The sequence below is a fragment of the Legionella sainthelensi genome (genome assembly GCF_900637685.1).
Lineage (GTDB): Bacteria > Pseudomonadota > Gammaproteobacteria > Legionellales > Legionellaceae > Legionella > Legionella sainthelensi.
Window position 1 is genome coordinate 1703829 of the sequence record NZ_LR134388.1, and the last position, 24476, is coordinate 1728304.

Below are 24476 nucleotides of genomic sequence, written 5' to 3' on the forward strand. Positions count from 1 at the left end.
TCAAGGAATGAATCAAGATTGTCATCTCCCTTTTAGATTGATGTTCTATACATCCCTTAGGAGCTAAATTATTTATCCATATGTTTAATTATTGATCTGCTCGATCCTTATGTCAACAATGGGATGCCATCAATTTGGTATTAATGTGATGAACCATTCCGTTCATTTTGATGGATGAAACATCAGTGATTTTGCTAAATAATTTAACACTAAGATTAAGTGGTTGAACCTGAGATGCTATGGTTTATCGAATGGGTTCAGGGTATTTTTTAGCTACATCGGGCATTGAGTAGCGTGCAACTCCAAACTCAAAATCATTTTGATCTATAAAGTGACAAAAATAAAAAAGAGAATCTAACTCAAAAAGAAAAAAATCCAACTTATGGTATATATTTTATACATATATGACATATTTATTATAGTACTTAATTTAATAAACTCTGGAGAAAGATTATGTTTGCGAACAAAGAAACAGAGGAGGTAAGGGCGGTACGGCGTCAAACTTATGATAAAGATAACACTGAAATAATTACCGCAACTCATGCAGCTGAAGTACCTGACTTGGATAAATTTTTTCCTTCATTTCAACGTGCACTCAGCGAGGTTGAAAAGTTAAAAAGTACTTTTCCCGATGATGTCGAAATATTTGAGGAATGCATGCGTTTAATGAAAGCAGAATATGATGCTGAAAATTATAAAGAAATTGCTAAGCTTGGAAAGAAACTTAGTTCTGAGTTTGTAGAGAGTTTGGATAGTAAACTAAAAGAACAAGATATAACCATGCCTAAAATATTTAGTAACCCCCTAAACACAAAAACAGAGTGCACGCTGGTTAATAGTCTGCTGGAATTGTATCTGGTTAACCTGCGTCATATTGCTAAAAAAGGGACTTCACTTGGTCCAATGAAAGACAATTTCAAGATCAAAGACATTCACCTTGACAGCACTGATATAGATGAAAAAGGTATGCCAGTCACTAAGAATAAGTGGATGCAACTTCGTCTTGATGCGGCTCTACTTATCTATAACGAGACTTATAATGATAATTTTATTCCTGACTTGTATGACAAGGTTATGAAAAATCGTCAAGGAGAGGGGCCTATCTATTTATTGAACCCCGTGAAGGATCAGTATACGCCAGGTAATAATTGTAACTTCTTAGCTTTAGTCAATACGGCTGCTATAATGAATCAGTTGAATCAGTACCACGAAAGCATTCTTGGAGAAAAGCCTAAGGAACCGCTCTTCCAAAAAGCCCTGGTTGTGAATGTAGGGAAGACGTATGAGGCTAATCGCACCACAGCAAGTGCTTCAGAACGAATCTTAACACAACCTATATACAAATATACTCCCCCTCCAGGGCCAGAGGGATCTTTAGCAGGCCAAGACGTATTGCTTATTGACGATCACATCAATGCCGGCGGTGTTTCTTCCACTGTGTATGCATTTGCAACGCACCAAGAGGGAGCAAACGTAGTGGCTATCACCTCCATGTCTTCTCATCCACATCTTAAAGATATTAGTATAGAAAAAACTCCTGAGATTAGAGATGAGTTATTGAAGCAGATTGGTGAGGATTACGTGAGTGAATTTAATGAAACTTTGGGTAAGGTTGGCCTTTCTATTGATACGTTAAGCATTCGCGAAGCCTTGACTCTATTGGCGCGGTTAATGCCAAAAGAGCAAGAAGACAAATTTACCGAGCTACACAATAATGCGCTCCAAGCTGAAATTCTTGAGGGAGAAAAAGATTCATTAATCGATTTATTTAATGATGAAAAAGTCAAAACCACGGCCCCTGAATGGATAAACGATATCAATGAAACGCTCGCAAAAGATCCTCATGCCTCAAAGTTATCATTTCAATCGGTCATGAAAGAAGATGTTGAACCAAAATCAATGAAAAAACATGTTGAACCCAAACACATGAAAGAATCTGTTGAACCTAAAGTATCTACCAAGAAAAAACCAATGTGGGAAGTATTGTCTGATATGGGGTTCGAAAGTGTTGCTGTTCCTATATTTAAGGTAGCGCAGAAACTTGAAGAATTAAGTAAAACAAATCCGAAGCAGGCAATTAAATCTGCCGAAGAATACTTAGCCCATAAAACACATAAAAAAGATACAGAATATGTTCGAAAAATACAAAGCTTTGTGGATCACTTAAAAATGACACAAAGTAAACTGGTGAAAAGTGAATTACATAAATTTAAGGAGGATCAACCCCCTAAACCCAAAGACAGCCAATTTAAAGTTTAGTATTATCTGGCATCTAAGGTTATTGATTTAATCTAGATAGTCCACGCGATTTTGAGATCAAATTTTAGCGCTACGCTTTCGCGTGGAATCGCATCATTTTATGTCATGGAAGGAGTAAACCGTTAAGGGGCTTCATGTACCTAAATAATCCGTTAACATTACCTAACCTTCAGATCCGCATCTATTTTATTTTTAAGTTAGAATTACGAGTTAAGCTAAAGAGGAGCTCTGGCTGTTAATTTGCAATTCGTGAAATTTTCAGGATCATTGTTGATATTTCGATTTATTTTTGCATTTTTTGCATATAAATAGTAAAATATATTCTTTATGTTTAAAAATATAACCACACTGAAGGTGGTAGTGACTTTTTAAAAAACACATTTAGGAATGAGTGGCCGTGAAAATGTTTAAGGTACTCTAAAATGCATCTTCATTTAAATATACAACGTGTATATTTTTCTTTGACTTAATCGGCCAAATTTATATTATCAAGCAAACTTATTGTGAGATTATCCTCATGGCGCGTTACAAAATCAAGACTAAAAAAAAATCAGAAGATAGTGGTTATGAATCAGGGTATGAATCTGATGGAGGAACAGAGTATTCTCCCATAAAACCTCTTGGACATGGTGATTATGCTCAGGTTAGACTGTTTAAATCTATCACTAATAAATCGGTTGCTGTTTTAAATCCAGTTACGGTACCTGGAGATATTGGCGAGGCCACTGTGAAACACAGATTTTTCAAAACAGTTTATTCTGATAAGCAATCTCATTTATTTCCGATGGGGTCGGATTACAGGCTTGTTGTTCCCTATATTCAATGTGTTCCATATGAAAAGCTTATAATTGATACTCCAGAATTACAAAAAATCCTTTTTCATTCCGCTATCCAAGCCTTAACGGATTGCCATGATAAAGGGTTAATCGTGCTAGATCTGAAAATAGATAATATTTATTACGATTCCAGTACGCAAAAAAGTTATTTAATTGATGGAGGTCTTTCAGTACCTAATGGAACTACTATCGATCCTTTAGCTTTTCAGAAATCAAATCAAGAGATCGTAGAAAAATACAAAGAGGAATATTGGCATATCCCGCCAGAATGTTGGTCAGTAAAACCAACTGCTATATCAGCTACTCCTAAAATGGATATATATTGTTTAGGGGTACTGATGTATGATTTATTAGAAAATCCATCTTCTGAGATACAATCTTTAATAAGCAGTTGCTTAGAAAAAGATCCCAAGAAACGACCGACACTAATGGAATTAAAAAACTCTCTAGACCTTATCGATCAAAACCCGACTCTGATGCCTTGAGGAGATGCGCCAAATTTAGGGAAACAGTTAAAAATTAACGAAAAGTGGCAACAATAGAAAAGATAAAATGACTCTCGCGCTTTGATTGAGTCCTGAACGTTCGTTTTTTAGAATCACTATACGAAAATCGGTTTTTCTCAGCCGCCTCTCATCTTTTCCTCTGGTAAATGTGGCTTAATAAGTTGCCATTGTTTGTGCTAAATCTTTTAGATATTAGTTGTGCATTTTTTTGTTTATTATTCATGCTTCGCTAAATTATATAGTTCCATTCAGCCATAAAGCTCTAAAATTAAGCTCATGCAACATTTAGATAGCCCTTTTAAAATAAGGGTTACTACAAAAGTCTGGATGAGCTGCTATCTACGATTAAAAGACTTATTTGCGTTATGCTCTTCATCATTAAAATAACGTTCTAGTTCATCATCTATCGTAGGCGCGATTTCTGCAAGACTGTCATATATATTTGTATCATTGGGTTTCTTTTCTATTTCGGGTTTAGTTTTGTTTTGTTTTTCTATTTTATTCATTACATCAATAAATCGATCTGTTTTTGTGGAGGTACTTTTTTTAGATGCATCCTTTGTTCTTTCTGTCATATTATTCTCCAAAATATCTACCTAATGAATGATTGGTTAGAACTCATCTTCTATCTGTGTATTTGCTATTTCAACCTTTTAGATATCCAAGGGGGCTACCTTTCAAATTATAACATAATTTAATCGAATTGTATATTTAAAGGTTTTTTCAAAATGAACGGAACAAGAGATACGCTTGCCTTGTATGAAGTAAAATTGTACAATCTACACAAAAATGCGTAGAGTCAAATTGCGAATGGCTAAGCATTTGAATATCAAACCCTGATTTAATAGGGGATTTTATGGCCTCATACTCAATGGCAATGATAGTGTTATTAATGCCAGGTATGGGACTTGTTAACTCCTGTGATTATCTTGACATTGGCTATAAATTAGCATCCTAATAATTGTAATTGAGTGAATTATGAAAAAATTTTTATTTGTTTTTGACATAGATGATACTTTAATTAAAGATAAATCGTTACTCCTTGAAGATGGTCCTGTATTTAAAAGTCCTTCTGAGATAAAAAACATTAGGGAGCAAATGAACCGTGCTTTAGAACAAGGCGATGACATTTGGATCTTAACTGCCAATTTTAGGTATACCGACGATCATCTCAAGAAATTATTTGAGCCAGATACATACCATCTATTTGATAAAATAAAAATTTATACCAGAAAAGATATGACAGCAGCCTTTGGAATTAAGGATAACGATAGACCTGCTTTATTCGCAATAAATGATAATGGTAGAAAACCTGAGTTTTTGGCCCAACAAATAGCTAAGAGTTTTGATTTGGAGCAGGATGTGGTTCATTGCACGCTTTTTGATGATCATAAAGCTCATATTGATAAATGTTCTGTTTTTAGTACACCCAAAATTAAAATAGAGGGATATCATGTTAATGATTTTAAAGATTATTCTCCTTCTTCCTTATTTCAGAAACCAAGAACATTGTCAGAAGAGTTTACTTCAAGAGTAAGTGACAGTGCCCAATATAAAATTAACTATCAAGAAAGTATCCCTCAAGCTTGTTGTATTGCATGATTATGGACTTTTGGCGCTGAAGTCAAGAGCACGTATAGATACACAATCGTTCCTACAGTTTTAAGAAACCTTCCAGGATCTCAAAGTTCCGGGAAGGGGCTTAAAAATAGTGCTACCATGAAGACTGACCCTACCGGTCTAGGCTCACACGCGGCTACTATTCGCGCTCCTTATTCTCTTCCTTGGCTGCGGTTGTAGTGACATTGAGCTTAATTTAATTTATTCAATAACGCCCTGTATCGCTATTCATCTTTCTTAATTTTTGCTATGTCTCTAGGTGGGTGAGATATAAGGTACTCGTCAACCATATCATTAAAGTATTGATCTATTTTTTTAACTCGTTCTATCTCCTTTCTGGTTAACAAGTTTTCTTTTGGTATTTTATTTGGAATTTGTTTATTCATATTCTACTCCTTATTGACTGAATGAATAACTTGGCGACATGTGACAGGCAGTCCTTTTCATCTAGCTCTTACTATCAAGGCAAAAGTCTTTTCTCTATTACATTCAAGTGGTCACTATAATTAAATATTAATGCAATATAGTGTGTATTTCAAACAATCTAATTGAAAATAAATCAATTGCTGTTTTATCGCAACAAAATTACCCAGGCAATGATTGGTTTTCAGGCTTTTATTCAGCACAAGCTATTTTATGTGAGCTAGAGTTTCACTATTAAGAACAAACGGATCTATCTGTCTTGGTGTTGAACTTAAAGATTGATGGGAGTTAAATATTTAAATTTTGATCTCCCCGGCTACAAAACAAGCCGGGTTATCAATCTTGGGTTTTCTTGACCTAACATTGATTTTTATAGAGTATACAAACGTGCTAATTCTGATAAAGATTGATCGATTGTTGTAAGTATAAAATTCACTTGATCCCGATTAATTGTCAAAGGTGGTGCGATTCGGAAAACATTCCCAAACTGTCCTCCTTTTCCAACTAATAGCCCTTTATCCTTACACAAATCCATTAACTGAAATGCTTCATCAGGTGCTGGCGTTTTAGTTATGGGATCTTTGACAAGTTCAATTCCTAAAAGCAAACCACGACCACGAACATCCCCAATCAGGGAGTGTTTCTTTTGTAATTGATAAAAACCATCTTTTAATAGATTGCCCATGATGCGTGCATTTTCAACAAGATGCTCTTCTTTTATAATTTCCAATGTGAGTTTAGATTGGATCATTTGCAATGGATCACCTGCAAAGGTATTAAAATACGTTTTTCCAGTCATGGTTTCGGCTACTTCCGATTTCATAAGTATTGCCCCTACGGGAGCACCGTTGCCTAACCCTTTTGCCATAGTTACCATATCTGCATCGATTTGCAAGGTTTTGGTGAGTAAAAGATCGCCACCGCCACGACCTGCACCAGTTTGTACTTCGTCACTAATATATTTTCCCCCGTAGTCATGAACAATTCGGGCGACCTCGGTGAAATAGTCATCAGGAGGAGTAATAAAACCACCTACGCCCATTACAGGTTCCAGTATAAAAGCAGCTATTTTTCCGTGTGTCGAATTTTGAATGGTTGTTTCAACATTTTTTGCACATTCCAGATTGCAACTTTCAGGTTTTTGTTTAAACGGACAGCGATAACAATATGGTTCAAGAGCCGATGTTACGCTGCTAACGGGCTGTCCTCTGAATCGCCAGATTGAATGGCCGCATGAGGCCAGTGCAGCAGAAGTACCTCCATGATAAGAGTGGCGTACATTCACTACTATCGTTTCTCCAGTTGCATGACGTGCGGCCATTATGGCAAGTTCATTAGCTTCTGAACCAGAATTAGTAAAAGACACTCTGTCCATACCATTTGGTGCCTCTTCCAGCAAACGTTCGGCAGTTTCGACAGGGGCTTGATTTAAATAAAGAAGACTTGTATGTTGAATTACATCATCTTCGAGTGCTTCAATAAGTGCTTTTTTGATCTTAGGATGATTATGGCCGGCAGAGATACAAACAATCCCACCTATAGCATCAAAATAACGTTTTCCTTCTGAGTCCCATACATAAGTACCCTGTGCTTTGACAAGCTGAATTGGATCTTTATGATAAAAACCGGCGGTAGGTAAAAAGTGTTTTTTTCTAAAATGAATGAGTTCTTCGTTTGAGCGTAGTTGTTTTTGAGCATTGTTCTCGTTCATGAGGGTTGTTTCCTTTTATGTTTATGAAGGCTTGAACTTGTAATAAGAGAGCTTTTGCAAATTCCCTTTACTTCAAATTCTTGTTGAATTATTTTTAGATTTGCATCTTTTGCCAGTATTGCTTGAATACTAAATTTTTTAAGATTCATATTTTTATCATTCTCCTTTTTATACTCGTTATCGCTCATAATTTGCGCAATACATTAAAGATCGAAAGCAACTTGCTTATTTTCCAACCTGTATAAACTTATTTTTGAATATACGTCAGGATAGATGCCATATTTTTCCAAGAATTAAAAGTAAATTTAATGAGTATGACGTTATCTAGAAATGCTGTTAGAAATTAACCAATGCGAAAGTTTAAGAACTAATGCTCATTCCTATATGGAATAGGCAGTCACCAAATGTAATTTCATGCTCAGATTTAGATAAGACTGTTGTAATAAAATAATTATTGATTGAAGGACTATTGATGAAGAAAAACAACATTGTGCTTCATAATTGACTTATTTTTTATGAGCTACTTTTTTCCTTCCTCATCATTAAGGTTTTTCATCTCAGACAACTAATGAAGAAAAGAAACAATTATTTTTATAACTAGAGTGAGTTGCTATTTTTTAAACCACAGACTCCATATAGTTTGAAATCCTTAAAGGAGTATTTATGATAAGATTATTAATTGACAATGATGGAACGATTGGATCCGGGGAACCACCTCGTGTAGTTCATAATCCAGCAGTCTTTGCCCTGGCTGCTCTCCCATGCTATAAGGAAGTCTCAATTTTTACCCATGGTGGGGCAAAGGGATCGACCTACAATCTTCTTATGGATAATCAGATTTCTTTAGCGCAATTTAAAAAATTTGTCTACACGGGTGCGATAAACGAATGGAGAGAAGCAGGAAAAATATCTAAAGTATACACAACTTATGACATTGCCTGGGGTCAAGGGCCAGGACGATATTATGAAGACATGATTGCTCCAGTTGAACGTGCATTGATTGAGATCAAAGAAAATCTCGATAGAGGTCGTATTACACAAGAGCAAGCTAATACACGTTATGCTGAGTTGAAACCTCGCATAGAGGAGATGGCTCATTTTGAAAGAAATGGTGTTGCATTTTTGTATAATATAAAGAATACGCCGGGTAATCAGGCTTTATACGAGACTGTTCCTGGATTGCAAAAGGCATTAGAAGATTTCAGAGAATTTTTTATCAATAGTAGTGCAAATCAGGAACCACTTAAAAAACTTACTGAGCAATATAATCAACAAGTCGTCGAGCAGAATCAAGAAAACGCGCTCCTTAAAGAACAAATCATCGATTTATTATCCACCATGGATCCACGTCACTCAAAAGAAAATGCAGCGGCTTATTTAAAATCAATTACCAATAGCACTAATGGTACTTTGAATAGTGCACGAATAGGCCAGTATCAAGGCTCCTATGAAGAAGACTTAGCGCCAACAATATATGAAATTACGAAAAAAGGATTGGGGTATAAACAAATTCAGCTTGAAAATCCCTATTTAGAGAATCAGATGTTTGATGATTCACTGGAAAATTTAATCTGCATGGAAGCAGCTGATCGTTCTTTAATACATGGTAGTTTAACCACTGCACTTATTACAATGAGAGATGATCGCATAGGAAAAGAGTGTACAATTAATGATCCTAAGACGCATTCAATCTTTACTCGACCCTATCTATATACTGCAGCAGAGGTTTTAAATGAGCTCTGCACTCATTCATTAGCTATGCGGAACGAATGTGAAAATGCTTTTGACATATGCCAATCGCTGGTTAGTCCTGACAATCACTTTCAAGAAAAACATTTTAATGATAAGTGTAAGAGTATTGTTCAAAATGCAAATGTTATATCTAAAGGTAGCAACAAGCATCCTATATGGCTTTTAGCGTTAAAGGATATTCACGGTCTAACTGTACCTCAAGCGTTTAAAGATAAGAAAAATTTAGACTATCTCATTGATTTGCTTGATAGGGAACCTCAGAACACTCCTCAACGTCTTCATAAATTAATTGAAAACTTGGTTGAAAGCGGGAACCGTGAATTTAATAGACAAAATTTTAGGGATAGTTTTTCTTATTATAAAGCAGCGTATTTGTTTCTAGATCCAGCCTATGCCGATGAGCAAACTGTTCATCAATTCAAGAAACAAGTATTTGAAAAGATGAAATATTCCTATACCAATGAACGTCTACAATCACGCGATAATCATTTTGATAATAGCTATATTCACCAATTAAATGGACAAATTGAATCCAGCGGCGTAGAAGCTCGTCTGCGGATGGTCCAACTCTACATGGATTTACATCAAAATATTCATCGTTTTGCATATACCCACCAGGGGATATTTGGTTTTCGACAATCGATGTTTGCGAAAAATCACCCAAATCCAATGGAAAATGATTCATTGTTCTCAAAAAGAATCGTTGACTACCTCATTAAAACAATGGAAATATACCCAAAGGCAGAAAAAAGATGCAAAACCAAATTAGCGGAGCTCCAAGCATCGCTTGCAACACAAACCTACAAAGATTATATTACGGCGAAGCTTGAGTTGTATGAACAAAATAAAGCCTCTACAGCATTAGTGATTCCAGAAACCCGATCTGTTTTTCAGTAAATAGTCATTATTAGCAAATAGAAGAAAATCACATTAGCTGCCCCTTAACTCGCATAAGGGGCAAATTTAATAAAACCAAATCTTACAAGTCATCTGTCATATCGTTTGCATGTTCCGCTGGTATAATTTTTACCAATAAATAAAATAGTTCAAAGTCAAGACTGTTTTTTTTATTTTTGTTTGTTTAAACTAGCAAAGTTTTAATTCTTTTAAAATGTTCAAGTCTGTGGATATTTCTTCAAGTAATGGGTTGAACTTTTTGCCTAACTTCTTAATATTTCCTTGTTTTAACTAGACCCCAATTATTTTTAGATGAAATTTATTTCTCGAAGTTATACACATTTTCTGTGGATAAGTCTGTTTATAGATTGTCGAACGCCTTGTGATAATTAATGATTAAGAAGTGCTGCTTCATTTTTCAGAGTGTTTTTTGGGGTACGCCACACTTATATTAAGGTTCGATATAAAAAGATTTATTATGAAAGACAAGAGTAAGGAATTGCAAATAAGCAGTAGTCCTAATGGTCTATTTTCAACAGCCTCTTCTACAGATCGTTTAAAAGATTTTGATGCAACAAAACAGAATACATGGTTAGTATATACCGACGCAATTATTAATGAGTTAGGTGATCTATTTCCTTTTTTTCCGGAGAAACCTCCAGTAACTCAAAAAGATCTTCGTTGCCCCGAGGAGTTGTTATCCACCCAAATAGGATGTACGTTTGCTTGGTTAGCAAATAAAAGACGAGAAGTAGCTAAAATTTTAAAACATGGTCCCTTAAGACATCAATTTGGGTTATTTAATAAACCTGGATTTGCATCCACAGATGAATTTAACTTAAGTAGAGATTTACCTTCACAAAAAAATGAGATCTACGCGCATATTCACGAGTTAATCAATAAACCTACAGAGAACATTGAAGTAACCGAACAAAAAAGTGAGCATGAGGGGAAAACCAGATATATTATTTGCATTAAATTATCTGAGGATGAGCGTGCTAAGTTACATGAAAAAAATAAGGACTCTCTTTTCCCGTTTATTGAAGATGATGTGGCGCTTACAATTACGTTGCATGATTACGGCAAGGAAGACAATCGAACAACTGTTGTCATTGATCATTGCATGACGCCTTTTGCAGAAAATTACACGAGTAGAACCAGTTATTTTCAAGTTCAATTTGAATTACTTCAACCTTATTTTGAGTCATGTTGTCATTGGAGTTCTACTGACAGCATCCACGAGTTCCTTAATAATGCGGGAAAAATTGCACATGGGCTTGCGCGATTGCAACCTGTTGGTCGAGGAAATTCTGCAATTGTAGAATGGATGGTAAGAGGTTTAGCTAAAGCAAAAAATATTGAATTAGGGCCGTTTAATCATGACGAATTAGGAATGGGACTTTAAAGCTTTTTTAACTCCTAATATTGAAGCATATGCTCATTGGTTCGCTGAAAAAGCCTTTTTATCGCCAACTGTGATATCAAAAGAAAGCATTTTACTGGGGAAATAAGACATCAATTTTTTGTGGTTGTTCTATTTTTATGGTTGGAAAACCCATTTGATTATAGATTATGCTTTTATCCAAAAAAACCGTACTACAATATACAGAATTGTCATTCCTAAGATGGGAATAACAAGAAAGCCGAGAAAAGTATAAAATCCTATTCTATTTTCTGCTGAAGCAGTATAAAACTCTTTAAATTTTTTCCAGATTGACATCGCGATCTTCCAAGTATCAAGTATTAATAGTTTATTGATTCTAAGTAAAGCCCAAATTAAGAGCAAGCAAAGAAATACGTAAATCACAGTATATATACAAAGTTTATACAATTGACGATTTTTATTTCGATATAATGAAGTTATTATGCAGTAACTTAGTCGGAGCAAAGTATGAAAGTAACAGTTGGCAAACTAGGAGCCTTACTTTTAGAAAATTTAAATTCATTAAACAGTAGATCCCATAAAGCAGACTTTGATATAGAAAACATTAAAAAGGATGCCATGATATCTAAAATAGAGTCCAAGGAATCTTCTACCTCATTAGCATTAGAACGATTTAGAAAAGAGGCAGAAAAAAAAGAAGCTGCTGCTGAATCAGCAAAAGCACGCTGTAAGATTTGTTTTAAAGAAACTGCTCCAACTCCTCGTTGTTTCGGACATGGAGGTGGCGGTGGTGGTGGGGAAGGGACTGGTTCCAGTAACACATCAAAAGAAAAAACCTGCGAGGGTGATGCTAAATCTCTGATCAGGACCTATCAATCAGTTGGTGATAATGAAGACTTAAGCGGTGCGTTCGGTTTAATCGAGGGTAATGAGGGGGCAGGCACAGAGTCTCAGTTAGATAAAGAAAGTTATGATCCAGAAGTAATTGCTGAGTTAGTTATTAAAGGGTTATTAATTGTTTCTACTGACCGCGAATCATTGACGCTGGGAATCACTTTGCAGTGTGCTCCTAATTCATTATCAAGAGAGCAGAAAGAAGAGTTAAAAAAATTTATAAGCGCTATCATCAGGGAATTTGATGCGTTTAAAGAACAACATCAATTATCAAATGATTGCATCAATTTGATTCAAGATGAAGAAGGAAATATACTTTCACTTCGCATTAGCTTACCTACATTAAAGCTATATAATGAATTTATCCAGGAATTGGCTAATAATTTGCTGCCCCCACAAAATCAAAAATTACAAACGAAGGAGGAGCAATCGGAAAGTAAAAATTCAGTCCCAACTCCTTTATCAATGAAACCTAAGCTATCTGTTAAAAGTACGCCTAATGTACAAGATGAAATAATACAAAATAAAGAGAGAAATGAGGCACTAGAACTCTTTAATCCTTCTCCATTTTCAAAAATGAATCCATGGTAAATCATCGTTACTGTGTAATATATTGAAATATTAATTAGAAACATAAAAAGATAAATTCCTTTGAGTGAATATTTTTTAAAATTGCTCCGCGATAAACAGTGTACAATTTTAAGAACACAGGAACATGATAAAAAGTTATACGAGAATTTAGAATAGGAAATCTTGCAATGTTAATTATTTTTGTTGGGTTACCTGGAACAGGAAAAACGGCAATTTCTAAAATTATAGCCGAGCGTTTAAAAGCTGTTTATCTAAGAGTAGGCACTATCGAGCAGGCTTTAATTAATTTAGATGGCTATCCTGGTTCATTAATCGTGGGTTCAGAAGGTTATTTAATTAGTTATGCACTTGCTCGAGAAAATTTAACCTTAGGTTTAAATGTTGTGGCTGACTCGGTTAATCCAATTGCGATAACACGAAAAGACTGGCAACAAGTCGCGAAACAAACTGAATCTGATTTTATTGAGATTGAACTTATTTGTTCTAGAAAAAAGCTAGATAAAAATTGAATCGAAGGACGCATTGCAGATATAGAGGGTTATAAACTCCCTACTTGGCAAGCCGTTTTGGATCGTAATTATGAGCCTTGGGAAAGTACGCACATTGCTATTGATACCTCTAAGTATTTAATTGAAGAATCTGGGGAGATAATTATGAATTTTTTAGCATTAAAATTAATTTAATTATCATATTAATCGGTACAATAAATCATAAAAGTCGCAAATCGATGATAATATTTACAAACTGAGTTTTGTCCAAAATGGTTTCAGTATTTGCAGCTTAATAACATAAGTTCTAACTTCTCAGAAAATTTTGCCCATTCTTGACATTGAACAGAAACAACTTCTTGAAAAGATTGGGTATGAGTTAAAATAGCTCTTAAATTTTTAGCGTCATAATCTTTCTTTTTCACTACGCTGATGAGCAGTTTAATAAATTCGTCATTTTGTAATCGTTGTGTATATTTTTTTATTTTTTTTATAGTGCTTAGTATATCTTCACTAATTCGTTTCTTTGATCCATCAATCAAGTGTCCATTAAATCCATATCTGCTTGCTTGAAAATGATTATAATTATATAAAAAATATAAATCTTGACTCATTTTTATGGGCCGCTCTTTCAAAAGATAAAGAGATAAGGATTGAAGATAAGCAGCTAATAACACTACTTTTTTAATGTTAAAGGCGTATCGCATACTCTAATTTCTACTGTTCCAAACTTAGGTTGTATTCTAATATCCCACAAAAATCATTCATATTTTTTGTAATTCCTAATTCATTCATTTCATAACAATAGAGAGAAAATTCGTTCCAATTTTTTAAAAAGGGCATTGCGCCACTGAAAGGAAAAGCTTTAAACACAGTAGATCTTGAAGAGACAAATCCTGTATCAATTCCCTGATAAAAAGGTGAGGATGCTGAAATAGCAATAAAATGAGGAACATAACGACTAAGCGCATGTGCCAGATAAAGAGCATCTTCTGGATTCCTACACCCTATATGCATATGTTGACCAAATACAGTGGCTCTTTTTGCAAGAAATTCATATCTTTTTGCAAAATCTTTATATTCTTTTTTTTTAAGAAATATCTTTTGCGTCGCCCATTTTTGAAAAGAATGAACTCCTCCACCACAGAAAAAAATGTTCAACTGAGAGCCTATCTGCAACAAATAATCATATAATTGATGTAAATCCTGATATAACTCATTAATCCCATGATGAACAGAAGAGTTAATTTCAATCATACTCTGCGTCAACTCAGGTTTAATTTTTTGTTTATGTTCACTTTTTTGAATATTTTTTAAGACATCGTTTGCACGAGAGACTAAAGAAAATGAGTGAGGATCAATAATTTGAAACTCTAATTCAACTCCAATTGTGACTTCTGAGGATTTATTAAAGTCTAATTGTTTCATCATTGTCCCTCAAAAGATAATGAAATTAACCTCTGAAAATTGGCGCTACTGTTTATTGCTTGTATACAGTTTAGATGAGAAATAAATTAATAAATTTAAAAGAATAATTATTTTTGAAAAATATGCTCCCCAATTTCCTATATATTTTCGCTATTCTAATTTTTATTTCCTAAAATAACTTATATACCTATTTTGAGTAAATAAAATGTGCAGATTTGTTGCCTATACAGGGATGGAAAATATTTTATTATCCGATCTTTTAATTAAACCAAAAAATTCCCTTGTAAAACAAAGCCTTATTTCTCAAGAATCACATACAGTGACTAATGGAGATGGTTTTGGACTGGGGTGGTATACTCCATTTGATAAAAATCCTGCATTATTTGCGTCATTATTTCCCGCATGGAATGATAAAAACCTATCTTATTTGGCAAACAAAACAAGATCATCACTATTTTTTGCTCATGTACGAGCCGCAAGTACTGGAGGCATTTCTCATTTTAATTGTCATCCATTTATCTATAAAAATTGGTTATTCATGCATAATGGATTGATTCCCCATTTTGAAAAGATAAAACGTCAAATCCATCATTTGCTGGAGGATGATATTTATAATTGGATAAAAGGAACTACTGATTCAGAATTGATATTTGCTTTATTTTTGCAATTGTCAAAACAAGTAAAAATTAAAAACTCTCAGGATATCCACGCGGTATTATTAGAAGCCTTAACTCTTATTAATAACTTAGTAAAGAAAAATTATCAAAAAGCCGTATGCTATTTTAATATTTGTATTACTGATGGAAAACATGTAGTGGCGTTTCGATATTGCACCTCTTCTAAGGCTAAACCTGAAACGATGTATTTTTGCAGGGATAAAAAGTCTATTTCAGAATATGTCATTATTGCCTCTGAAAAACTTTCTACAAAAGGGTTTGAATGGAAAATTATTCCCAGAAATCATAGTTTATTAATTGAATCTGATTTTAATCTTTCTTTAAAAGAACTTTGAAGAAGCATCCTATTGGAAAACTAGATATTATGCATAACGAGTGACAATGGGTAATTGTTAACAGACTTAAAGTTTGATTCCAGGTAATTTAAGCTCGCCTACATTTCTTGCGATGCTAAAACGCAGTGCATTTACAGATTACAAATTAGTTAGAATTGAATATTGCCGATTTTCGAATGTACATTCAAATACATCTTGTGTTTTCGCATCGGCTCTCTTCCCATTTATTTGTGGCATCAGAGAAGCAAATTTATTTGTAAAGTATTAGAGTGAGTCGACAATAGGCGCTGGCTAAGAGTTAGACATGACAGCTTGGAATGAGTGGATTTGGTTAAAACTAATATTTTTTACTCAGTAAATGATATCATCACGTTACATTATTCATTAGCAAAATTAATGATTTTTTATACATGTTTGCAAAAAATAACCCGTTTCATTTAACGTATGGGCAAATTATGCTAATTTATGTCTATTTTATAGACAATAATTGGCTTCATAGTGAAGGATAAAGACATGGTTAAATCAGTTCATGTTTTAATAGTCGGTGGTGGTATTTCGGGATTGACCTTGGCTAATTTATTAATCCATGGTAATAAAAATGTTAAATTTCATATTACAATGTTCGAATCTAGGACGTTTTGCAATAGTAACGAGCAAAGCATCGGTGGAGGAATAGGTATTTGGCCTCCAAGCCAGACTGTCTTAAAGAATATACCCGACTACCAAAAATTTATAGAGCAATTTGGTTATATCATGCCATTTCCAAGCTACCGAGATGCTGATGGCAAAATATTGGCAAGAGCAAATGAAGATTTTAGCGACCGATTTCCTGTTCAGTGTTTAAACCGTGATGATTTAATCAATATGCTGTTAGAAGGCGTAAAAAATCGAGATGATGTAGAAATTATTACGTCACAAAAAATTTACGGATACGAACGAGAGAATGATCAAGTAGTAGTGAATGTTGATGGTATTAAATATAAAGGTGATTTACTCGTCGCTTGTGATGGCATTCACTCGAAAATCAGAAATTGCCTGATGTCTGAGTTAAAGCTGCCTCCAGTCCTCGAGACAGATCTTGGTTATACTTATTTTCGTGCAGATACTTCACTTCCTGTCGAGACTCAATATAAATGGTGGTCTCAAGCATTTGAAACATGGGGAAATGGCGACTCTAAAAAATATGGAACTCATGAAATTCGTTTTGGTTATGTTCCATTAAAGCCACCAAATGCTTTCTGGTTTATCGCGGTTAAAACCCAAAAGGATCACAAATATTTATCACCAATTAACGATGTTCAAGTGGTTAATGAGGGCACCAAAGAATTTTTGAAAGAATTGGTTAAAGATTGGAAGCCTATTCGCACAGATTCTGGTGAAATTGTAGTTGATTATGAAGAGTTAATTAATTCTACGCACAAAATCCTAAGAACGGATATTTCCAAAATTCAAGGGGTTGAACAATTTCCTTGGACATCGCAAGATAATCGGATTGTTTTGATGGGGGATGCTGCTCATGCTACTGCGCCAAATATTGCTCAAGGTGCTGGCTTATGTATCGAAGATGCTGCATGCTTGGCATCTAAACTGAACCGAATTGATTATTTAAAAGGTATACCTGAGTACGAACAAGAGCGAAAACCACGTGCTAAAACAGTGCAAAGCGTTGCGGATTTGATTGCGTCCGTAGGGCAAGTCCAAAATCCATTACTTAAAATGTTAAGAAACGGAGTAATGCGGACTGCAAATAGTTTTTTTCCTTCGCTACAGCGAAGTATATTTGAATATTTTGTATCGTTTAGCTTAGGTGGCTCGACGAAGTTAAGATATTGGCAGGCCCCTGGATTATCGATAACTGATGATACATCGTCTTCTGTATTTGGCAGCGTTTTCCCTGAATCCAATCAATTGGATGATCATGTAAAAGAGTTCAAAACTTCGAATATTGGCGGCAGTGGTACCGGTATTGTTACTGTAGAAAAACCGTCATCTTTTGCAAAGATAGTAGGTGCTTTTGCAGGTTTCCCCTGTGATATGAATGAGCAACCATTTCATGCGCAAGTGGTCAATTTATCCCAAGGGGTCCAACGTTGGAGTAGGGTATTTGGCTATAACACTTCCCAACAAAAAACATATTCAACTACACATGCTCTTTATCGTGGATTTAACCAAAAAATGTATTTAAGTGAGGGTGTCGGTGGTTTTCTAGATAAAGCATTTCGATTTATTTACCAAATAAAACTTCAATCAGATCAGTCACTAAAATATGAATCTCAGGGGCTCACATTCTTTGATTCATTCCAAATACCGCTGCCCTCATTTTTATTGCCGAAATCAGAGTGGATCGAAAAACCGACAAAAGACGGATGGAAATTTGATGGCAAAATTTCTTTTCCTATGATTGGTACGTTATTGCATTATTATGGCCAATTCAAAATTGACAAAAAGGATGTTGTAAAGAATAAAAGAATTATTATAGCAGGTGGTTCTGGAATGATTGGCCAAGAGGTTTGCCTGGAGTTTATCAGAAAGGGATATGATGTCTATTGCTTAAGTCGGTCTGCACAGACACAACTCAATATTGATGGAGTCAAAGTCAGAGCGATGAATGAAGATTGGTCTGATTTAATTGACAAAAATACACTTATATTAAATTTAAGCGGATCGAACCCGGGTGCTAATAGATGGACCTCTTCAATAAAATCAGATATAGCCGGATCACGTTTCCAAGTAATTGACACTATAATTCAGAATATAGATAGAGCGCGAGAAAAACCATTAAAATACCTGCAAGCTTCTGCAGCAGGATTTTATGGAAATGCTGGCGATACGATTTTGACTGAAGACAGTGAACCCATTGTGGGAAGGGATCCTGGAACAAAATTCCGAGTGGAGGTGTGCAAAGAAATTGAAGAAAGAGCAAAAAAAGCAAATTGTAATGTGGTTAATTTAAGACTTGGGCATGTTCTATCTAATACAGGTGGTCTTTTACCCTATTATCGTTTCTCTGGTTTTTTTTGTGCAGGTCGATTTGGTTCGGGGAATCAATTTGTTCCCTTTGTGCATATCAAAGACGTAGCGAAAGCAATTGCCTTTATTGCTAACAATGATACGCTAGCTGATGGCGCCATAAACATAACCGCCCCGCAACCCTGTAGTAATTCTGAAATGTTGAGAGAATTGCGATTAATTAAATGGGCACCTGGAGTGCCTCTTCCCGAATCTGTATTAAAACTACTAATCGGCGAATCCTCTGTTATATTAACCGACTCTGAGCGAGTGCAACCGAAAAGGTTACTCGAGAGTGGATTCCAGTTTGATTACAATAACATTAATGAATCCTTGCATGGACTGCAGTAAGGGGCTTTGATCCACTGCTTTTGGGGCTTAATTTACTTTAATTAAGCCCAATAGATGATGATTGGCAGAGATACTTCTTGTCACCAAAGGACTAAAGGGTTAAAGCTTAAGAATAATGTATTTCAAGCTGAATGTGCTTGATGTAGCTATCCCGAACACCCACCGTTACTGAATCACCCTACACAAAAAAGATACCGTGGAATTCCAGCGCCCTCGGCAGAACGCCAATAGCTGGTTTCGCAATATGAGTATAGTCAATCATCTCGGTGTATAACCACCTGAGTCTTCATGAGTTGAATCGATTGTTGGGATTGTTACATGTTACAGTCAGAGTGAGTGATGATTAATCTTTATTATTTTTCTAATTCGAGAGTACGGTCTTCATTGAGGACCTATGTGCTTTTGTAATTCGCGTTTATCATTTTCTTTTTTCATATCAGTTAATTCTTTTTTAATTCTTGAAAATGTAGCTGCTCCTTTGTTATTTTCTCCATTATAAATAAAATGCTTTACTTTTCCCGGCAAAGTTCGGGTTGATGCCAGTGCATCTCGGAGTTGTTTTCCCTCTTGACTATCCATAATAAGGTGTCGTTTTTGTACAGGAACGGTATTTAATACGTAGTTTAATGCTGTTTCAATTCTATCTGCCTTAGCTCCTTTATTAATAGAAAAGAACTCTTTTTTATCTTCATCGCGCAATTTATTGATTTCATTTTTAATTTTTTGCATTATTTCTTGTCCTAGAAGAACCAGCTCTAATTCCTGTTTAATAGAACCTAAATGCTGTGCGTTATCAGAAACATCAATACATATCGATATAAACTTTATAAAATCTACTATTTGTTTATCGTTATTGCTTATTGGAAACTGACGAATTTTATCAACTAAAGCAAAACACTCTTTTGGGGCCTTTTGAGAGGTTGCCTCTTGAGTATTAATATCCGTATCATTCAGTTCTTCGTCAAGATTAGTTAATGTGAATAATGCATCTTCCAAAGATATGTGTTGGTTTGGATTTGTTAAGTGGTTAATGATCTCCCCAAATTTTTGACCTTTTTCTGTATGAAATATAGGTTGATTAAAGTCCTTATTTTCTAGAGCTTGCAGGTCACATCCGGTTAAATATTGATATATGTTGTTAGCAACTATAAAGACAGCATCACCTTGCATTCCTGCAGTAACCAGGAATGGATACCAATCGCTACTTCCTGCTGGACGGATCGACTTGCCATCCATTATTTTAAGATTTTCATTTAGTTTGTTGTCAACTAACCAATTAGTGTTTTTAGCATCAGAAAATACGGCACCCATATTTCTCATAGTTATTAAAATTTCAACCATTTGTTTAAAAATATGTGCGGCAGAATTCAAAAGTTCATCAGAAGAATGAGCAACTGACTCTCTGTAGGAAAAAACATCTCCACCAGAACAATATTCAGTAATAACTAAACCACTACTCTTAAGAGGTATGCCTTGTTTCGTCACACCGTAATCAACCACAGCTACTCTATCGACTAAGGGAGGCATGAGCGTATATCTCAATGATGGGTGTTCAGAAAGCTTTTTTTCCATATCCTTAGGTGCATCAAAACGAATATCTACCTTTAATGTGAATATTTCTCCAAATGGGCTTTTGACAGCAAAATTTCTGGAATTAGTTCCTCCCAAAAATGTGATCTCATAACCTTTAAGGCAAGAAAGTTTGTTCCACTCTTCTTGTGGTACTCCATTGTGATCTCTTAAAATTTCGATCAATTCCATAACCTGATGAGCTTCCATATTGGCTATCCATTCCAAAAAAGGCTCATCGTGAGTGACGCTTGGTAGATCTGCTAGTTTTGCATTAATTGCTCTAACAACATTTCTGAATTCTTTTTTTCGTTCTAGATCTAAATTTTCATCAACAATAAGGTTTCTAACTTTCTGTTTTAAATAGAACAATTTTTCAGAGTCATCAGTTAAGTTAACAGCAGCCCAAAATGTTTGTAATTGTATGTCCTTGTGTTGATTGTTCATTGTGATTTGAGTTTTATTATTTAAATCAAATTCATTCACTGCATCTTTGCTCATTGAGAAATTGCCAAGAAAGCCAAATTCTTTCTTCATTTCATTGAAAAGTTCAATTTGGAATGATTGATAAAAGTCAGGATAATTCAGGTTATAGCTTGCGGGATATTTATCAGTAATATCTTTCTGATAGTAATATATTTCTATTAAAATCTCATTTTTTTCAATGAGGGAAGTATTATTATATTCCGCTATCAAGTTGTTTAATTTCTTAATATCTTCATTGACTGACTTTATAAATTTGTTGCCTTTGTATTTGTCCTCTGGGAGTAGAACAAGTTCTTTCATAATAGGACCTCCAAAGGTTAATAACGTTTGTTTTTTACTGCCCTGTTATAATGAGATTTGCAACAAAAATCTTAGTCGCATTAATCATGCCAACCTTTCCTAATCAATCATCAAATATAATGTGAGTTCTCGCTGCGGTACTGATTCGCTGCCATTTAAACGTTAAGTATCATTGTTCTATTAATTTATTTATCTCGATATACATGATTTCTTTCTTATCGTAACTATTAAAATAGTCATACTTAATTAAACCTACTAGTTATAATTCCATTTTATTTGTTCAAGATTAACGCTGGCTTATATGAGCATGAATGTGTCGAATGCATTATTCCGCTCGGCAATATTTACAGCAAAAGACTGTATGGATCACTATTTTAGCCATTTTCGGGGTCACTGGAATTACTGCTATAATAATTATATTGAGCTCATGGAGGAGAGAAAATATGCTTACTGTTCATATCACCCCAATTATTTCATTAATTGCGGGCGTTTTAATACTGCTTTTACCCCGACTATTAAATTACATTGTTGCTATTTATCTGATTATTGCTGGTGTTTTAGGCTTAGGATTTTTGCATTAGTATTGTGAGGGAAAGTCGACCTAGAGAGTTTCTCGCTTAGTCGGTTTTCCTGAATAGCTTATTCCATCAATATTTAATGACTTCATTGACAGAGATAAAGAATTTATATTTGCTGGATCATTGATTTAAAAGTGATCTATTCTTTTTGTTCGTGATACTCACTTTTTGGCGTTTTATCGCTATTTAACGCCGCAATTCGATCCAGAGCTCAGTTTTTTGGGTTTAATAACATTCAAACGTGAAGACATATTTATTAACCGGGGCCAGTATATTCATTTCCCCTATCAATCTCTTCAATTCTATCTTTTCCGATTCCAGTATCTTTTAACTCTCTAAGTCCCTCTCTAATGTCCAGGTTTTTGGCAAAACTGGTTGTATCAAGTTTATACGGTTCAGCCCCAACAAGTTTCAAAAAGGCGTTAATGGCTGGTGCTATAAAATTCCAGAAAGTTGGCTCCCGAGATACTCCTTCTATATTTTGTCCTATAATTTGGTGACAACTGTCATTAAAAGTACTTACACGTTGGTTATAATCATGGCTACTCTTTTCCATGTCTTTAGTATCTTTCAAAAAAGCTCTGAGTTCACGTTCAAAACCTATCGCCATTTGTTGTGCATGATATGCAGTATTGTTTCCGTCATCAAATCCATTTTTTGTGTCATATGACTCTATTTTGTTTAAAAGTTTTGCAATGGCTCTGACTGATGGTGCATGATCGGGGATTTTTTTTCTATTAATAATTCCTTCCATAGTTTCGTGAAGCGCTGCCTCTATGGCTCTTTTTCGAACCAATTTGTTAACAGAGCCTTCATCTTCATAGATATGTGCCATGTTCACTCTCCTCAGCCATCATTAGCTATATTATAGTGCAAAATATCTGCAGGTGATTTAGATTTATTGTCTTTGATATTTAGAAACAATAAGCTCTTTAATAAGTACGTTTTAAGATAAGAGACATTTATTTGCTTGTTACTGAACTTATTGTGTGACATTTGTGCTTTTATTTGTAGGTTTTACTTTGGATAAGATTGCAAACTCTCTAAAAAAACGATTGTCTGCAGCAAATACTTGGCGAATGCTGATAGATGGAACTATGAAAATAGAGACCCTGTTCGGGCAAAGGACTACTCTTAGCATGGCAACATGTAAATAACACATTAGGAACACCACTTAATCTCAATTTCTTCAGAACAAATACATAATTCGATGATATCCAAATCACTTGCTGGGATGCACAAGTGAGGTGAAGTTCGAAAAATCAACTTGGATACTTGTGGTATCAATGCTAAATATCTTAAGGAGAAGCGTATTGCCAGAATTCAGGAGTTAGGAAAAAAGATTAAATGTAAACCTATCTCAGAAGGAGGAAATATCGTTTCCACTCTTAATTCTATTAAAGACAGGTTCTCCCTTTAAATATTATTTGATGGCTTGCAATGTGAGCCATTTAAACTGAGAATAAAATTCTTTTCTAAAGCATCCAGTAGACGGAAAAGAATATGAGTATTATCGAACCCATACTATTAGGAATGGTTTTAAGTGCTGATTCGTTTTCAGCCGCGATAGCTATGGGTCTTAGGCCTCATAGATTTAGTGATTCTTTAAAATTTGCCTTTGCATCGGGTGGAGCAGAGTTATTTGCTACCTTAACAGGAGCAGTTGCTGGAGAAGCCATTATTTCACAGTTTACCTCAATGACTCGTTGGATTGCTTTTTCATTATTGTTTTGTGTTGCAATCCATATGTTTTATGAAGGATTTCGAACTTGGAGAAACAGCAATGATAGTGCTCAGGTTATAGAGTTTCATAGTTTTAATAAACTACTCATTGTTGCGATCGCTACAAGCTTAGATGCTCTAGCAGTTGGGGTGAGTTTAGGTGTTTCAAATAAACCCTTATTTCCTTACCTGGTTGCAATTGGAGGTTGGGCTTTATTCTCAACAATAGTGGGTATGGGAATAGCAAAAAAAATACCAGAACATTTATTAGTTATATTCAATATTATTGGAGCCCTTATTCTCAGTATTCTCGCAGTGAGTATTTTGAAAATATAATGAGAACCATTTTTAGGTGAATAATTTAATGGGCTATAGTGCATGAAAACTTCAGGGATGTTACCCTACGGACGCCTTTATTTTTTCTCCTTTTCTTCGAGCTTGTGGCCATCTAGAAATCGTTCACTCCGCTCATTTTCTTGTTTCTCTAGCTGCTTTTCTTTTTTAGTTCTTCCAAATTTAATACGATTTTCAGAGGCTTTTTTTTCCTTCTCTAAACGATTTTTCGTCTTTCTTTTTTTATTAAGATTAATCACGTTCATTCGAGTACTCTCTCTTATGTATTGTTGTTTATACTATAGCGTATAATAAGTTGGTTCAATC

Annotated in this window: 20 protein-coding genes; 11 read left to right on the forward strand and 9 right to left on the reverse strand. The window is 34.8% G+C overall.

All coding sequences use genetic code 11. From position 1 onward, the window contains the following. Nucleotides 1-453: 453 nt before the first annotated feature. Entirely contained in the window at nucleotides 454-2259 is a 1806-nt protein-coding gene (locus EL220_RS07510; RefSeq protein ID WP_027271983.1) for a hypothetical protein, read from the forward strand. A 517-nt stretch (nucleotides 2260-2776) separates the two neighbouring features. After that, nucleotides 2777-3580, forward strand: a complete 804-nt coding sequence (locus EL220_RS07515) for a protein kinase domain-containing protein (protein WP_027271982.1) — start codon at nucleotides 2777-2779, stop codon at nucleotides 3578-3580. Nucleotides 3581-3936: 356 nt separating this feature from the next. Here EL220_RS07515 and EL220_RS07520 read toward each other — a convergent pair whose 3' ends face one another. Continuing rightward, the gene (locus EL220_RS07520) at nucleotides 3937-4176 is read right to left on the reverse strand and encodes a hypothetical protein (protein WP_027271981.1); all 240 of its coding nucleotides are present in this window, start codon (nucleotides 4174-4176) and stop codon (nucleotides 3937-3939) included. 403 nt (nucleotides 4177-4579) lie between these two features. On the opposite strand from EL220_RS07520, the gene EL220_RS07525 reads away from it, so the two are divergent. Next, entirely contained in the window at nucleotides 4580-5203 is a 624-nt protein-coding gene (locus tag EL220_RS07525) for a hypothetical protein (protein ID WP_027271980.1), read from the forward strand. A gap of 242 nt (nucleotides 5204-5445) precedes the next feature. Here the strand turns inward: EL220_RS07525 and EL220_RS18170 are convergent, their stop codons facing one another. Then, complete coding sequence (locus EL220_RS18170; RefSeq protein ID WP_164480585.1) at nucleotides 5446-5607, reverse strand: hypothetical protein; 162 nt, start codon at nucleotides 5605-5607, stop codon at nucleotides 5446-5448. Between the two features lie 407 nt (nucleotides 5608-6014). After that, the gene (locus EL220_RS07530) at nucleotides 6015-7355 is read right to left on the reverse strand and encodes an aspartate aminotransferase family protein (RefSeq protein WP_027271979.1); all 1341 of its coding nucleotides are present in this window, start codon (nucleotides 7353-7355) and stop codon (nucleotides 6015-6017) included. 663 nt (nucleotides 7356-8018) lie between these two features. Between EL220_RS07530 and EL220_RS07535 the strand changes: the two genes are divergently transcribed. Next, entirely contained in the window at nucleotides 8019-10004 is a 1986-nt protein-coding gene (locus EL220_RS07535) for a hypothetical protein (protein ID WP_027271978.1), read from the forward strand. 478 nt (nucleotides 10005-10482) lie between these two features. Next, nucleotides 10483-11409, forward strand: a complete 927-nt coding sequence (locus tag EL220_RS07540) for a hypothetical protein (protein ID WP_269147466.1) — start codon at nucleotides 10483-10485, stop codon at nucleotides 11407-11409. A 165-nt stretch (nucleotides 11410-11574) separates the two neighbouring features. Here EL220_RS07540 and EL220_RS18335 read toward each other — a convergent pair whose 3' ends face one another. Then, nucleotides 11575-11724, reverse strand: a complete 150-nt coding sequence (locus tag EL220_RS18335; RefSeq protein ID WP_187326704.1) for a hypothetical protein — start codon at nucleotides 11722-11724, stop codon at nucleotides 11575-11577. 171 nt (nucleotides 11725-11895) lie between these two features. On the opposite strand from EL220_RS18335, the gene EL220_RS07550 reads away from it, so the two are divergent. Continuing rightward, a complete protein-coding gene (locus tag EL220_RS07550) occupies nucleotides 11896-12873 on the forward strand; it encodes a hypothetical protein (protein WP_232002693.1) in 978 nt (325 codons plus the stop codon). Between the two features lie 167 nt (nucleotides 12874-13040). Continuing rightward, the gene (locus EL220_RS07555) at nucleotides 13041-13382 is read left to right on the forward strand and encodes a P-loop nucleotide/nucleoside kinase family protein (RefSeq protein WP_197720980.1); all 342 of its coding nucleotides are present in this window, start codon (nucleotides 13041-13043) and stop codon (nucleotides 13380-13382) included. A 257-nt stretch (nucleotides 13383-13639) separates the two neighbouring features. On the opposite strand, the gene EL220_RS18790 is transcribed toward EL220_RS07555, so the two are convergent. Both EL220_RS18790 and EL220_RS18795 read right to left on the reverse strand, forming a co-directional pair. Then, the gene (locus tag EL220_RS18790) at nucleotides 13640-14068 is read right to left on the reverse strand and encodes a glutamate--cysteine ligase family protein (protein WP_232002694.1); all 429 of its coding nucleotides are present in this window, start codon (nucleotides 14066-14068) and stop codon (nucleotides 13640-13642) included. Nucleotides 14069-14078: 10 nt separating this feature from the next. After that, a complete protein-coding gene (locus EL220_RS18795; RefSeq protein WP_232002695.1) occupies nucleotides 14079-14792 on the reverse strand; it encodes a YbdK family carboxylate-amine ligase in 714 nt (237 codons plus the stop codon). A 202-nt stretch (nucleotides 14793-14994) separates the two neighbouring features. Between EL220_RS18795 and EL220_RS07565 the strand changes: the two genes are divergently transcribed. After that, on the forward strand, nucleotides 14995-15801 hold the full coding sequence (locus EL220_RS07565) for a class II glutamine amidotransferase (RefSeq protein WP_027271975.1): 807 nt from the start codon (nucleotides 14995-14997) through the stop codon (nucleotides 15799-15801). Nucleotides 15802-16314: 513 nt separating this feature from the next. Then, on the forward strand, nucleotides 16315-19161 hold the full coding sequence (locus tag EL220_RS07570; RefSeq protein ID WP_027271974.1) for a TIGR01777 family oxidoreductase: 2847 nt from the start codon (nucleotides 16315-16317) through the stop codon (nucleotides 19159-19161). Between the two features lie 381 nt (nucleotides 19162-19542). Here the strand turns inward: EL220_RS07570 and EL220_RS07575 are convergent, their stop codons facing one another. Then, on the reverse strand, nucleotides 19543-21516 hold the full coding sequence (locus EL220_RS07575) for a protein kinase family protein (protein WP_027271973.1): 1974 nt from the start codon (nucleotides 21514-21516) through the stop codon (nucleotides 19543-19545). Between the two features lie 443 nt (nucleotides 21517-21959). Here EL220_RS07575 and EL220_RS07580 point away from each other — a divergent pair, with 443 nt between their 5' ends. Continuing rightward, nucleotides 21960-22097 (forward strand): DUF3096 domain-containing protein, encoded by a 138-nt coding sequence (locus EL220_RS07580; RefSeq protein ID WP_081779087.1) that lies wholly within the window; start codon nucleotides 21960-21962, stop codon nucleotides 22095-22097. Between the two features lie 253 nt (nucleotides 22098-22350). On the opposite strand, the gene EL220_RS07585 is transcribed toward EL220_RS07580, so the two are convergent. Next, nucleotides 22351-22929, reverse strand: a complete 579-nt coding sequence (locus tag EL220_RS07585) for a flagellar basal body rod protein FlgC (RefSeq protein WP_027271972.1) — start codon at nucleotides 22927-22929, stop codon at nucleotides 22351-22353. 668 nt (nucleotides 22930-23597) lie between these two features. On the opposite strand from EL220_RS07585, the gene EL220_RS07590 reads away from it, so the two are divergent. Next, on the forward strand, nucleotides 23598-24152 hold the full coding sequence (locus EL220_RS07590; protein ID WP_027271971.1) for a manganese efflux pump MntP: 555 nt from the start codon (nucleotides 23598-23600) through the stop codon (nucleotides 24150-24152). 77 nt (nucleotides 24153-24229) lie between these two features. Here EL220_RS07590 and EL220_RS07595 read toward each other — a convergent pair whose 3' ends face one another. Further along, nucleotides 24230-24415, reverse strand: a complete 186-nt coding sequence (locus tag EL220_RS07595) for a DUF4169 family protein (protein ID WP_035906409.1) — start codon at nucleotides 24413-24415, stop codon at nucleotides 24230-24232. Between the last annotated feature and the right edge of the window lie 61 nt (nucleotides 24416-24476).

Excerpts from the sequence above, each read along its gene's own strand:
- EL220_RS07510 (WP_027271983.1), top strand. The coding sequence starts at position 454 with ATGTTTGCGAACAAAGAAACAGAGGAGGTAAGGGCGGTACGGCGTCAA.
- EL220_RS07515 (WP_027271982.1), top strand. The coding sequence starts at position 2,777 with ATGGCGCGTTACAAAATCAAGACTAAAAAAAAATCAGAAGATAGTGGT.
- EL220_RS07520 (WP_027271981.1), bottom strand. The coding sequence starts at position 4,176 with ATGACAGAAAGAACAAAGGATGCATCTAAAAAAAGTACCTCCACAAAA.
- EL220_RS07525 (WP_027271980.1), top strand. The coding sequence starts at position 4,580 with ATGAAAAAATTTTTATTTGTTTTTGACATAGATGATACTTTAATTAAA.
- EL220_RS18170 (WP_164480585.1), bottom strand. The coding sequence starts at position 5,607 with ATGAATAAACAAATTCCAAATAAAATACCAAAAGAAAACTTGTTAACC.
- EL220_RS07530 (WP_027271979.1), bottom strand. The coding sequence starts at position 7,355 with ATGAACGAGAACAATGCTCAAAAACAACTACGCTCAAACGAAGAACTC.
- EL220_RS07535 (WP_027271978.1), top strand. The coding sequence starts at position 8,019 with ATGATAAGATTATTAATTGACAATGATGGAACGATTGGATCCGGGGAA.
- EL220_RS07540 (WP_269147466.1), top strand. The coding sequence starts at position 10,483 with ATGAAAGACAAGAGTAAGGAATTGCAAATAAGCAGTAGTCCTAATGGT.
- EL220_RS18335 (WP_187326704.1), bottom strand. The coding sequence starts at position 11,724 with ATGTCAATCTGGAAAAAATTTAAAGAGTTTTATACTGCTTCAGCAGAA.
- EL220_RS07550 (WP_232002693.1), top strand. The coding sequence starts at position 11,896 with ATGAAAGTAACAGTTGGCAAACTAGGAGCCTTACTTTTAGAAAATTTA.
- EL220_RS07555 (WP_197720980.1), top strand. The coding sequence starts at position 13,041 with ATGTTAATTATTTTTGTTGGGTTACCTGGAACAGGAAAAACGGCAATT.
- EL220_RS18790 (WP_232002694.1), bottom strand. The coding sequence starts at position 14,068 with ATGCGATACGCCTTTAACATTAAAAAAGTAGTGTTATTAGCTGCTTAT.
- EL220_RS18795 (WP_232002695.1), bottom strand. The coding sequence starts at position 14,792 with ATGATGAAACAATTAGACTTTAATAAATCCTCAGAAGTCACAATTGGA.
- EL220_RS07565 (WP_027271975.1), top strand. The coding sequence starts at position 14,995 with ATGTGCAGATTTGTTGCCTATACAGGGATGGAAAATATTTTATTATCC.
- EL220_RS07570 (WP_027271974.1), top strand. The coding sequence starts at position 16,315 with ATGGTTAAATCAGTTCATGTTTTAATAGTCGGTGGTGGTATTTCGGGA.
- EL220_RS07575 (WP_027271973.1), bottom strand. The coding sequence starts at position 21,516 with ATGAAAGAACTTGTTCTACTCCCAGAGGACAAATACAAAGGCAACAAA.
- EL220_RS07580 (WP_081779087.1), top strand. The coding sequence starts at position 21,960 with ATGCTTACTGTTCATATCACCCCAATTATTTCATTAATTGCGGGCGTT.
- EL220_RS07585 (WP_027271972.1), bottom strand. The coding sequence starts at position 22,929 with ATGGCACATATCTATGAAGATGAAGGCTCTGTTAACAAATTGGTTCGA.
- EL220_RS07590 (WP_027271971.1), top strand. The coding sequence starts at position 23,598 with ATGAGTATTATCGAACCCATACTATTAGGAATGGTTTTAAGTGCTGAT.
- EL220_RS07595 (WP_035906409.1), bottom strand. The coding sequence starts at position 24,415 with ATGAACGTGATTAATCTTAATAAAAAAAGAAAGACGAAAAATCGTTTA.